General features: G+C 66.7%; 6 protein-coding genes. 4 read left to right on the top strand and 2 right to left on the bottom strand.

Going from position 1 to position 12,987, the window contains the following annotated elements; translation table 11 throughout:
- Positions 1–17: 17 nt before the first annotated feature.
- Genes ACQR1I_RS05870 through ACQR1I_RS05860 form a run of 3 tightly spaced genes read left to right on the top strand, consistent with a single transcriptional unit; the run spans position 18 to position 3,270 of the window.
- Positions 18–1,292, top strand: coding sequence for a nucleotide disphospho-sugar-binding domain-containing protein (locus tag ACQR1I_RS05870; protein ID WP_434867568.1), 1,275 nt, complete (start codon positions 18–20; stop codon positions 1,290–1,292).
- Positions 1,289–2,293, top strand: coding sequence for an NAD-dependent epimerase/dehydratase family protein (locus ACQR1I_RS05865; RefSeq protein WP_434867569.1), 1,005 nt, complete (start codon positions 1,289–1,291; stop codon positions 2,291–2,293). Before ACQR1I_RS05870 ends, ACQR1I_RS05865 begins: the two co-directional genes overlap by 4 nt.
- Positions 2,294–2,346: 53 nt before the next feature.
- The gene (locus ACQR1I_RS05860; RefSeq protein ID WP_434867570.1) at positions 2,347–3,270 is read left to right on the top strand and encodes a cupin-like domain-containing protein; all 924 of its coding nucleotides are present in this window, start codon (positions 2,347–2,349) and stop codon (positions 3,268–3,270) included.
- A gap of 19 nt (positions 3,271–3,289) precedes the next feature.
- Here the strand turns inward: ACQR1I_RS05860 and ACQR1I_RS05855 are convergent, their stop codons facing one another.
- Entirely contained in the window at positions 3,290–10,651 is a 7,362-nt protein-coding gene (locus ACQR1I_RS05855) for an amino acid adenylation domain-containing protein (protein ID WP_434867571.1), read from the bottom strand.
- Positions 10,651–11,412: an SDR family NAD(P)-dependent oxidoreductase gene (locus tag ACQR1I_RS05850; RefSeq protein WP_434867572.1), complete on the bottom strand. Its 762-nt coding sequence runs from the start codon at positions 11,410–11,412 to the stop codon at positions 10,651–10,653. The genes ACQR1I_RS05855 and ACQR1I_RS05850 overlap by 1 nt, the downstream gene beginning before the upstream one ends.
- Before the next feature lie 217 nt (positions 11,413–11,629).
- On the opposite strand from ACQR1I_RS05850, the gene ACQR1I_RS05845 reads away from it, so the two are divergent.
- The gene (locus ACQR1I_RS05845; RefSeq protein ID WP_434867573.1) at positions 11,630–12,931 is read left to right on the top strand and encodes a cytochrome P450; all 1,302 of its coding nucleotides are present in this window, start codon (positions 11,630–11,632) and stop codon (positions 12,929–12,931) included.
- The last annotated feature ends 56 nt before the right edge of the window (positions 12,932–12,987 follow it).

The raw sequence follows: 12,987 nt of genomic DNA, 5'->3' as shown, positions 1-12,987 counted from the left end.
TCGGAGCCCGGACGGACATGGCCAAGGGCGTGTTTTTGAACGTTTGCGGCGGCGGGCACGTCATCGCCACCTACGGCATGGTGGCCGAACTGGTCCGGCGCGGCGACGAGATCGTCTATTTCGAGACCGAGCGCTACCGCACCGAGATCGAGGCGCTCGGCGCGACCTTCCAGGCTTATCCCGACGTCCCCGGGCCCTACTCCGGCCCGATGGCCGGCTGGCGCTTCCACCACGAACTCGATCTGCCGACCGCGATGTGCTGGTGGACGCTCGCCTGGTATCCGGAGCTGCTGGAGCGCGTGACCGCCGAGCGGCCGGACTACATCGTCCACGATTCGCTCTGCCTGTGGGGCAAGATGATCGCCGCCAAGCTCGGCATTCCCGCGATCACCTCGGTGCATACCCCCGCCTTGAGCTGGCGCCTGCAGCTGTCGTGCTGGACGTTCTGGCGCGACCTGCCGCGGATGGTGATGCGCGGGACCGGGACTTACTTCGGCTTCCGCCGCCTTGCCCGCGAGCTGGAGCGCCGGCACGGCACCAGGGTCTCGGCGATCGAGACCTACACCAACCCGCAGCCGGTCAACATCTGCCATACGCCGCGCGAGCTGCAGCCGCACGATCATCTGTTCGATGCCAGCTACCATTTCGTCGGCTCGGTGCATCACCGGCCGAGCCAGGAGGTTCCGGGCTTCGACATGAGCCGGCTCGACGACGACATCATCTATATCGGCTTTGGCACCATCTGCGATCCAGGTCCGGAGTTCTTCCGCAAGTGCCTCACCGCTTTCGCCGACCTCGACCTTCAGGTCGTGATGCTGCTCTCCGCCAGCACCACGCCGGAGGATCTCGGCGAGGTACCGCCCAACTTCATCGTCTGGAGCATCGATCGCGACGGCCTGCTGCCGCAGCTGGACATCCTGCCGCGTGCCAAACTGTTCGTGATGAATGGCGGCATGGGTGGCGCCCGCGAGGGCTCGTGGTTCGGCATTCCCATGCTCGCGGTCCCGACCACGTTCGAGACCGACATCATTTCGATCCGGCTTGAGCGACAGGGCGCCGGACTTCGCCGCAGCGTCGATTCGTCTCCCGCTGAGCTGCGCGACGCTGCGCGGCGCCTGCTCTCCGAGCCTGGTTTTGCCCGCCACAGCGCCCGGATCGGTGATGCCTGCCGCCGTGCCGGCGGCGCGGCACGTGCCGCGGATCTCATCCAGGATCATGTCGCGCGGGCCCGCGCCGCGCATCACCCCGTCCAAGCATCGCTCCCCGGCCGGATGGCAAGCAGTCACCCATGAAGATCTTCATCAGCGGCATCGCCGGATTTCTCGGCAGTCATCTCGCGGACTACTTCCTGCAGCTCGGCCACGAGGTCTGCGGCAACGACTCGCTGATCGGCGGCTATCTCGAAAACGTGCCGGACGACGCCGAATTCCACCAGATCGACTGCGGCTATCTGAATTCCATGGTCAAGCTGACCAAGGGCTGCGACGTCATCATCCACGCCGCCTGCACCGCCTATGAGGGGCTGTCGGTGTTCTCGCCGCACCTGGTGACGCAGAACACGTTCCAGATCACCTCGACCATGCTGAGCGCGGCGATCCAGAACAACGTCAAGCGCTTCGTCTACTGCTCGAGCATGGCGCGCTACGGCACCCAGGACACGCTGCCATTCACCGAGGACATGGTGTGCCGGCCGCAGGACCCCTACGGCATCGCCAAATACGCCGCCGAAATGCTGGTCGCCACGCTGTGCCGAACCCATGGCCTCGAATATGTGATCTGCGTGCCGCACAACATCATCGGCGCGCGACAGAAGTTCAACGATCCCTATCGCAACGTCGCCGCCATCATGACCAACCTGATGCTGCAGAAGCGGCAGCCGATCATCTATGGCGACGGCACCCAGAAGCGCTGCTTCTCGTTTGTCCAGGATTGCGTCTACTGCATCGGCCAGGCGGCACTGCGCGACGACGTCGTCGGCGAGACCTTCAACATCGGCCCGGACAACGAATTCATCTCGATCAACGAGCTGGCCGAGATCCTGGCCGACATTCTCGATTTCGACCTCGACCCGATCTATCTGCCCGACCGGCCGCAGGAGGTGCGCTTTGCCACCTGCTCCGCCGACAAGGCGCGCCGCATGCTCGGCTACAAGACCAACGTCACGCTGCGCGAAGGCCTGACCGATCTCGCCGACTACATCCGCCGCCTCGGCCCGCGCAAATTCCGCTATCATCTCGACGTCGAGATCGTCAGCGACAAGACGCCGCGATCCTGGACCGATCGCATGTTCTAGTTGAACGTCCTGCGGTCATCGAGCTCATCGACAGGCAATGGGAGGGTCTCGCGATGCTGCAACGAGTCGAAGGGACGAAGCATCTCGCCTATCCCGAGATACCGCGGGTGCGCGGCGCCGACATCGGCCCGGCCCTCGCCCTGCACCGCGAGCAGCGGCGACCGCTGATCCTGGAGGGCGCCGGCGCGGCGTGGCGTGCCGTCAAACTGTGGTCGCCGGCCTACCTCGCCGAGATCGCAGGCGACGTCCAGGTCCGGCCCAGCGTCGGCCTGCCGGATACCGAGGTGCCCTACACGCTGCGCGACAAGGACTACCGCCGCGCGATGACCGTGCGCGAGTTCGTCGCGCTGATGCAGAGCGGCGACCGCTGCTACATCGATCAGATCCCGGTCGACCGGTTGCCGGGCCTCGCGGATGACTACGATTTCACGCCGCTGACGTCGGACATCAAGGCGGTGATCATCTGGATCGGCGCCAACACGCGCTCCGGCCTGCACTACGACCATGCCGACAATCTGTTCGCCCAGGTGCACGGCACCAAGCGCGTGCTGATGGCAGCGCCCGAGCAGGCTTACAATCTGCATCTGTTTCCGGACTCACATACCAAGAGCCAGGTCGCGCCGGAGCATCCCGACCTTGCGGCCCATCCGCGGTTTGCCCGCGCGGCCATGCTGCAGGGCTTTCTGGAGCCCGGCGACATCCTGTTCCTGCCGCGCGCCTGGTGGCATTACTTCGCCTCGTCCGAGAGCTCGATCTCGCTGTCCTGCTGGCACGGCGAGCCGCTCACGCCGCGCCACGACGTCGAGGTGATGATGCGGATGCGCAGCCCCACCGCCTGGGCGTTGCTGGCGCGCGACTTCATCTGGCACGGCCTGCTCGCCCGCCCGCGTCCGGACCGGCTGTACAGCCCGCCGTCGACCGGTCAGATGCTGTACCATCTGGTCTCGACCAGCCTCTCCCGACCGAAAGGACATTGATCAGCGGCAATCGCTCGCCCTATCCATCGCGGCAAGCTTCAAGGATCACGGCAGCCAATGCGGGCGCGTGGTCGGCGCCAAGCAGCGACATATGCTCCCCTGGCACCGGCACCACATGGGTGCGGCCAGCCGTCAGCATGCCCCATCCCAACGTTGGATCCTGCGGATGAGCTTGCGCCAGCGCACGCGTTGCGAAGACGTGGATGTCGGCACGGCACGGCCTCGGCGTGAACGCCGCGATCGCGCGCATGTTCGCCTTGTAGACATTCAACAGCCCGCTCACCTCGTCCGCCCTGGCATCGATCGGGAGCAGGCCGCGTTGCTTCATGCGGCTCACGACCAGATCGATGCGCGCGTCAGCCGTCAAGACGCGCAACGCTTCGGCCGAGACCTCCAGCGGCCGGCCATGGAAGAGCTCAATCTGCCGGACGAGTTGCGCAAGAACCTCATGCTCCTCCTCATCCAGGATCGTGGTCCAGCTCAGGTCGGCCTCGATTCCGGGCACGTCGATCACGCCGAGAAAATCCACATCCAGCCCGGCCTCGCCCAACTGCCGCGCCATTTCCTGCGCCAGCCGCCCTCCCAGCGAGTGCCCGGCGAGCCTGTAGGGAGCGCGCGGCTGCGTGGCCCTGATCGCGGCCAGATAGTGCGCCGCCATGTCGTCGATGCGCGTCAACGGCGCTTCGGAGCCGTCGAGTCCGACCGACTGCAGGCCGATGAGCGACAGTCCCGCCATCCCAAGCTGCCGCGCAAGCGGCAAATAGGACATGACGTTGCCGCCGGCCTGATGAATGAGGAACAGTGGCGGACCATCGCCTGACGACAACGGCACGAGCACGCCCGACTGCTTCTGGCTCGGCTCAGCCTGCGTGACGCTGGTCTGCGGCGGAGCCGAGCTGATGAGTTCGGCGAGCCGCGCCACAGTGCCGCCAGCAAACAGCGCCGCGAGCGGCACGTCGCGGCGGAGCCTGCGGCGGATTTCCGCGATCAGCTCGATCGCAAGCAGGGAGTGACCACCGAGCTCGAAGAAGTCGTTGTCGATCCCGATGGCATCGCGGCCCAGCACGTCCTCCCAGACGCGCAGCAGCTCGAGCTCGAGGCGATTGCGCGGCGCCGCCACCTCATCCCGGCGCGGCAGTCCTGACGAGGTCTCGAGCCGCGCGAGATCGACCTTGCCGCCCGCCGCCCGCGGCAACTGATCGTGCCAGACGAACTTCGCCGGCACGAGATGCGCCGGCACGCGTTCCGCCAGCCAGGCCCGCAAGCTGGACTCCGGTCGGTCGTGTCCCGGCAGCGGCACGAGATGGGCGACGAGTTGCAGGCGCTCGCGGGCATCGCGCGCAGTCGTCACTGCCACCTCGCGCACCCATTCCGACTGCAGGATCCGCGCCTCGACCTCTCCCGGCTCGACGCGGAAGCCGCGCACCTTGATCTGACGATCGATCCGGCCAAGCAGGCCGATCTCACCCGAGGCCAACACGCGCGCGCGATCGCCGCTGCGGTAGCAGCGCGCACCTGGCGCGTCCGCTTGCGCATCGGGCACGAAGCTGTCGGCTGTCCGGCCCGGCCGGCCGGAATAGCCGATGGCAACTCCGGCTCCGCCGACGCAAAGCTCGCCTGCGGCACCGAGCGGCGCTGGATATCCCTGGGCATCGGCGATCCACACGCGCACGCCCGGAATCGGCGTGCCGATCGACACGTCCTTGTCGTCATCAGCAGCGGCCGGCCAGAGCTTGACCGTGCACCAGACGGTGGCTTCGCTCGGGCCATATTCGTTCGCCAGCGTGGCGTGCGGCAGCGCATGCCGATGCCGCTCGACCAGACGCGGCGGACAGTCCTCGCCGGCGACGATCACCGTGCGGAGCGTGTCGAGCTCGCCGCCGTCAGCCGCATCGAGCAGCGCCAGATACAGCGCGGGCAGCATCAGCGACTGCGTTACGCGCTGGCTCCGCAGCACGACTTTGAGCTCGATCGGATCGCGCTCCGCGCCGGGCGGCGGCAGCACCAAGGTGCCGCCGGCATAGAGAGTTCCGAAAATGCCAGCCACCGACGAATCGAAGGCGAACGACGACAACAACGCGAAGCGCGGCTGCGGATCGTCATAGACGAACATTCGCGCTGCCGTCGACGCGGCCAGATTGCTCTGCGACACCATCACGCCCTTGGGCGCGCCGGTCGAACCGGAAGTGTAGATGATGTAGGCGAGACGATCGCCAGACGGCAGCTCCGGACGGAGGTCGTCACCAGGCGCTAGATCAGCAAGTGACAACACCGGCGGACAGGATGTGACTTGCGCCGTGACGTCGCTCAACGCGTCGGTGGACGTCGCCAGGATCAGGCAGACGCCACTGTCCTCGATCGTGAAGGCGAGACGCTCAGCCGGATAGCCGGGATCAAGCGGCACATAGGCTGCGCCGGCCTGCATGATCCCGAGCAGGGCGATGATCATCTCCGGCGAGCGCTCGAACGCCGCTCCGACGCGGCTGCCAATGGCGACACCGGCGGCCCGCAGCCCTGCGCCGGTACGCCGAACACGCCGCGCCAGCTCACGATAGGACAGCCCCCCGCCGTTCCAGGACAGCGCGACAGCATCCGGCTGCCGTGCGGCAAGACTGAAGATCTGCTCCAGGACGCCACGAATGGGCTCCGCCAGCGGCAGACCGCGCGCGAGCGCACGGCGGCGCGACAGCTCGGCGTCGGACTCCATTCGCAGCTGTGACAGGCGCGCTTGCGGACTCCGCACCAGCGCCGCACAGCCAAGCACGAATCGCGACGCCAACTGCTCGACCGTCGATCGCTCGATGAGGTCGGCGTTGTATTCGATCGTACAATCAAGACCGCCGGCCGATGGCGCGACCTGCAGTGTGAGATCGAACTTGCTGACTCCAGTCTCGATCTCCTGCGGGTCGATCGTCAGGCCTGGTAGCGACAGAGGCTCTCCGGGCAGATTCTGCAGCACCAGCATGACGCCGAACAGCGGATGCCGGCCGCGATGGCGCGGTGGCGCCAGCCGCTCGACGAGATCCTCGAACGGTAGATCCTGATGCGAGAATGCGCCGAGCGCCACCTCGCGCGCGCGCGCGAGCAGCTGCGCCATCGTCGGATCGCCGGCCGCGCTGACTCGCATCACCAGCGTGTTGACGAAGAAGCCGATCAGCTGCTCGACCTCGACCCCGTCGCGCCCGGCGACGGGAACGCCGACCGGCAGATCGACCGCGCCTGACGAGCGGTGCAGCACGGCAGCGAGGACGGTCAGCAGCGTCATGAACAGAGTCGCGTCATGCTGAGCCGCGGTCTCAGTCAACTCGCGCGCGAGCCGGGGCTCGAGCTGAAAACGCAAGCTCGCGCCACGCCCGATGGGCTCCGGCCTGCGTGGATGGTCGAGAGGAAGGATCTCGACCGGTTCGAGCCCCGCGAGTTGCCGCAGCCAATAGTCGCGCTGCCGGGCGAGGCCGCCGTCAGCAAGGCGATCATGCTGCCAGCAGGCGTAGTCGGCGTATTGCAAAGACGGCTCGGCGAGCAGCGACGGACGACCGGCACGGAACGCCGCATAGAGGTCGCGCAACTCGCGCGTCAGCACACCGAACGACCAGCCATCGGTGACGATGTGGTGCATGACGAGGAGCAGACGATGCTCGCTGTCGGACAGGCGAACCAGCCAGCCGCGTGCGAGCGGACCGGCCGCGAGATCGAACCGATGCCTTGCCGCCCCGTGCGCTTCGGCCGCGAGCCGCGAGGTCTGCTGGTCCTGGGACAGTCCGCTATGGTCAACGATCTCCAGCTCGAACGGCCGCGGTGATTGCACGATCTGCCGCGGCCCATCGTCGTCGCTCTGAAACACCGTGCGCAGGATCTCGTGGCGCCTGACGATCTCGTCGAGCGCGCGACGTAGCGCGTCCTCGTCCAGCCCGGCCGGTTCGCCGGGCCGATCCGCCATGGCGCGCAGCCGCAGCCCGAGCACGACATTATAGGCCGGATTGCCTGGCTCCAGCCGGTCGAGAAACCACAAGCGCGTCTGCGCCAGCAGCAAAGGCACTGGCCGGTCACCGCGCGCGCGCGGAATGGAGACTTCGGCAACAGCGGGTTCGACCGCCGTCGTCGAAGCTGTGGCCGCGACGTCTCCGAGCCTCGCGGCAACGCCAGCTACAGTCGGTGCCTCAAACAGCGCGCGGACTGGAAGCTCCATTCCCAGAGCGGTACGGATGCGGCTGATGAGTCGCGTTGCCAGCAGCGAGTGGCCGCCGAGCGCGAAGAAATTGTCGTCGATCCCGACCTGCTCGCGCTCCAGCACCTCCGCGAACAGCACGCAGAGCCTCTGTTCGGCAGCCGTCCGCGGCGGCTTGAAGCCGCGGGCCGCCAGCTTGCCGGCCGACGGCGTCGGCAGCGCCTTGCGGTCGAGCTTGCCGTTGGGCGTCATCGGCAACGTACCGAGCAGCATGATGGCCGAAGGCAACATGTAGTCGGGCAGCCGCTTGGCCGCATGCGCCCGCAGCGTCGTCTCCAGCGCCTCGCCGTTCCCGACGCGCGCGCCGTCAGCCACCACATAGGCGACCAGCCGTTTTTCGCCGGACGTATCGTGCCCCACCATCACCACGGCCCGATGAACAGCAGGATGCGTCATCAGCGCCGCTTCGATCTCACCCGGCTCGATCCTGAAGCCGCGCAGCTTCACCTGCTCGTCGGCACGGCCGCGATACTCCAGACCGCCATCCGGCAGCCGCCGCGCGACATCACCCGTCAGATATAGCCGTCCGCCGGGCTCATGCGGATCCGGCACCATGCGCTGCGCCGTCAGCGCCGGCCGCTGCAGATAGCAACGCGCCACGCCGGCGCCGCCGACCGCGACTTCACCCAGCGCGCCCGGCGGCACCGGCTGCAAATGATCATCGAGCAGATGCAAGGTGAGATCCGACATCGGCAGGCCGATGACGCTGCCGAACCGGCGCGCCACGTCACCCAGCCGGATGCGGCGGTAGGTCACGTGCACGGTCGTCTCGGTGATCCCGTACATGTTGACGAGTTGCGGAAACTCATCGCCATGACGGTCGATCCACGGCTCCAGCATCGCGAGGTCGAGTGCCTCGCCGCCGAAGATGACGGCCCGCAGCTTGATCTCGCCTTCACGCCCAAGCCGCCGGTCGGATTCGATCAGCTGGCCGAACGCGGATGGCGTCTGGTTGAGCACGGTGACGCGGCGGCGGCACAAGAGGTCGTAGAACTCATCAGGCGAACGCGTCACCTCGTAGGGCACCACGATCAGTCGGCCGCCATAGAGCAACGCGCCCCAGATCTCCCATACCGAGAAGTCGAAGGCGAACGAGTGGAACAGCGTCCAGACGTCGCGGCGGCCAAAGCCGAACCAGCGGTCGGTCGCATCCATCAGCCGGATGACGTTGGCGTGCGAGACGACGACGCCCTTCGGCGTGCCGGTCGAGCCCGACGTGTAGATGACATAGGCCGCATTGTTCGGATGCACCATGACGAGAGGCGGCGACACATGCTCGTCCGTATCAGGCCGGGCCGCGTCCTCCATCACGATCAGCGGCCGGCCAGACACCCGCACGCGCTCGGTCAGCTCGCGGCTGGTGACGATGACGGCAAGACCGCTGTCCTCGATCACAAACCTCACGCGATCCGGCGGATAGGCCGGATCGAGCGGCACATAGGCGCCGCCTGCCTTGAGCGTCGCGAGAATGGCGACCACCATCTCGAGCGAACGCTCGAACCACAGCCCGACGCGCACTTCGGGACCCACGCCGGCGGCGACGAGCCGGCCAGCGATCCTGTTCGCCCAAGCGTCGAGCTCCGCATAGGGCAACGAAGCGGCTGATGATGGCGGCGCCCCACCCCACTCCAGCGCGATTTGCTCCGGCGTCGCGGCGACCTGCCGGGCGAAACGCTGGTGGATGCAGTCCGTGACCGTGATCGGCTGCCGGCGACCGGCGCCGGCGAGCACCTGCTCCTCCTGTGCACTGAGCAGGCGAAGCTGCGCGACCGGTCGCTCCGGATCGGCGGCGATGTCGTCCAGCAGGGTGCACAGCTCGCGCGCCAACTGCTCGATCGATGCGCGCAGGAACAGATCGGTGTTGAACGAGACGACGCCATCGAGCTCGCCGTCAGGCCGCTCGTGAAAGAAGACTTCGAGATCGAAGCGCGCGGCGCTCTGATTGGCGATGGCTTCGATCACCAGGCCGTCGATCTCGACGCGGGGCTCCGGTGCGTTCAGCATCGTCAACGCGACCTGGAACAGCGGATTGCGCGACGGATCACGCTCGGGCTGCAGCCGTTCGACCAGCGTCTCGTAGGGAACGTCGCCGTGGTCGATGGCATCGACCATGACAGCACGTACGCGGTCCAGCAATTGGCCGAACCTGTCCTCGGCCTTCAGCTCGAAGCGAAGCACGAGCATGTTGACCAGGAAGCCGATCAGGCCGTGGGTCTGGCGGTCCGCGCGCTGCGCGATCGACGTCCCGATCACGATGTCGCGCTGCCGCGTATGGCGCGCGAACAACACGCCGAACGCCGCGGTCAGCCCCATGAACAACGTGGTGCTGTCGCCGCCCAACTGCCGCAGCCGGCTGGTGACGCGCACGGGCAGCGAGAACGGGACGAGGTCGCCGGCGAAAGTCCGCAGCCGCGGCCGCGGGAAGTCGGTCGGAAATTCGACCAGCGGCAGATCCTGCAGCTGGCTCTCCCAATAAGCCAGCTGTGTCGTCAATCCCACCTGATCGAGCTGCTCTTGCTGCCAGGCCGTGTAGTCGAGATATTGAATCGGAAGTTCTGCAAGCGCTGGCGCCCGGCCCGCACGGAACGCGCGATAGCTCTCAACGATCTCATCTACCAGCACGCCAAGCGACCAACCGTCGGCGATGATGTGGTGCAGGCAGATCAGAAGAACGGCAGTCGGAACACCCTCGGAGCGATCCGGAAGCCGCACCAGGCGCGCACGAAACAAGGGACCCTGCGCGAGGTCGAACCGCTGCCGGCTCGCACGCCAGACCAGATCGTTCAGCTCGTCCACGCCGACGATGCGATCCCGCCAGTCGTCGCAGTCGAGGCGGATCCGGCCGGGCGGTTCGACGACCTGCCACGGCAGCCCGTCGCGCTCCCGGAACGTCGTCCGCAGCCCCTGTTGCCGCTGCACAACCAGTCCGACCGCACGTGCGAGCGCTGATACGTCGAGCTGTCCGGTCAGCGACAGCGCGGTTGCTATATTGTAGGCCGCGGAGTCCGGATCCATCCGGTCGAGAAACCACAGCCGCCGCTGTTGCAGCGACGCCGGCGCCTCGGTCGCGCCGCGCGGGCGCAATCGCGGAGCGGTCTCTGCAAGCCCTTCTTCCTGCAGCAACTCGTCGAGAAGATCGAGATCCTGCAGGTCCATCAGAACGTCGCCCCGCCGTCGATATCGATCACACGGGCCGTGAAATAATCGCACCTGATGATGAACTCGAGCGCCAGCCAGATCTCTTCGGTGGTGCCGACCCTGCCGAGCGGCACCTGAGCCAGCAACCGTTCGCGCTGCTCGGAGCTCATCGTCGCCAGCATGGGCGTATCCGTGAGGCCGGGCGCGATCCCGGCGACGCGGATGCCGTGCGGCGCGAGTTCGAGTCCCCAGGTTCTGGTCAGCGCGTCGAGGCCGGCCTTCGAGGCTGAGTAGTTGGACTGCCCCGGATTGCCCTTGCTGGTCACCGAGGAGACGTTGACGATGAGGCCCGGCCGGACGCGATGCCGCAGCATCGCGGCGGCCACTTCGCGGGCCATCAGGTAAGGACCGGTCAGGTTGGTGTCGATCACCGCCTTCCATTGTGCCGTCGGCAATTTGCGAACCCACTCCTCCTCGGGAGCGACGAGCAATCCGTCGCGCAGGATGCCGGCGCAATTGACCAGCGTATCGAGTCCTTCGAGCCGCGTCAGAGCGTCCTCGACCGCGGCCTTGACCTCGTCCTCGCGCGTGACGTCGACCTGCGCCGTCAGCAATCTGCCTGGGGTGCCCTGCCCCTCGCGCGCCAGACTGCGCAGCCCCTCCGAATCGACATCGACGGCAACCAGGCTTGCACCGGACCGCGCGAGCTGCAGGGCGAACTGCCGGCCGATCCCACTCGCCGCTCCAGTCACGATCGCCTTGATATTCCCGAGCTTCACCCCAGTCCTCCGTCGTCCCAAGTCGATCTTACATCAGGACTCCAGGACGAGCGACATCAAGCAGTTGATGATCCCCGACGACGTGTGAACATGACCGGCGAGAGCTTGAGCCCCTCGCCGTCCGAACGTACTATGCCAGCCGGGCATCGTCAGTTGATGCTGCTCCTTGCGGCTGTCGCGAGCATGGATCAGATTGCCTGATCAACGAGGGTTGCCAATGGCTGAACCACCCGGCCCGCGCGGCACGCAATTCTTCACCGCCCTGAACGACTGGCGCAAGAACGGGCTCGTCGCACTCGAGCACCTCGCGCAGCAATACGGCGACATCGTCTGCGCGAAATTTCCGGGCCGGCGCTTCTATATGCTCAACCATCCGGATTATATCCGGCACGTCCTGATCGACAATCGCGACAATTACCTGCGGTCCGAGGGCAGCAAGCGCGAGCGGCGGTTCTTCGGCAATTCCATGCAGGTGAACAACGGCGACGAGGCCCGGCGCCTGCGCCGGGTCATCGGCCCAATGTTCCAGCAATCGCTGATGGCGCGGGACTATTGCAGGGTGGTCGTCGATCTGACGCGATCGGTGGTGGATGGCTGGACGACGTTTCCAAGCGCCACGCTGATGGAGGAGCTCATGCAGGTCGCGCTGAGCGCCAGCGTGCAGATCCACTTCGGCACAAAGCCGGGCGCGGAAACCGACGAATTGGCGACGCTGTTCCGCGAAGCAGACGAATTCCGCACCCACGCCGCGCTGCCCGAGTGGGTTCCCACCACCGTCAACCGCAAATACCTGCGAGCGATCGAGCGGCTCAACCGGGACGTCTTCGCCCGCATCAAGGCCCGGCGTGCCTCCGGTCCGGTCGGAGCCGATCTGCTCTCGGCCTTCGTATCGCTACCGGACGAGGGCCTGACCGACGTCGAGATCCGCGACTCGCTGGTGAGCACGACCGCTGCCGGCGCCGACGGCATCGGTATCGCACTCAACCAGACCATCCGTCAGATCGCGTTAAATCCTGCCATCGACGACGCGCTTCACGCCGAGGCGGCAGAGGTACTGGACGGTCGGCCGGTCCGTTATGACGACCTCGTCAATCTTCCCTATGCCGAGCAGGTGGTGAAGGAGGCGCTGCGGCTGGTGCCGCCGTCGGGCGCCATGGTGCGCATCGCGGCCGGCGAGGACGAGATCGGCGGCTGGCGAATTCCACGGGGCTCGCGCATGCTGATCTCGTCCTGGGTGATGCATCGCGATGCACGCTGGTTCGACGATCCCTACAGCTTCAAGCCGGAGCGTTGGACCGCCGAGTTCGAGCGTAGCCTGCCGACCTGCGCGTATCTGCCGTTCGGACGCGGCCCCCGCACCTGCATCGGCGCTCCGATGGCGACCTTGATGCTGCGCCTGATGCTGGTGACGATTGCGCAGAGACACCGGCCGCGCGCCACCAATCCCGAACGCGCCATCAAGGTGCGCCCGTTCAACCGCGCCGATGACTATCTGCCGGTCGTTCTCGAAGCCAGGTAAGTTGGCGCATCGCTGCTCCTGAGCGCACGCCGATATTGGTGAGCTGCTGAGACGTA

Origin of the sequence: Bradyrhizobium sp. HKCCYLS2038 (assembly GCF_051167655.1) — a bacterium.
Taxonomy (GTDB): Bacteria; Pseudomonadota; Alphaproteobacteria; order Rhizobiales; family Xanthobacteraceae; genus Bradyrhizobium.
The sequence above is the reverse complement of the archived record's forward strand: the minus strand, read 5'-3'. Positions and strand labels throughout refer to the sequence as shown.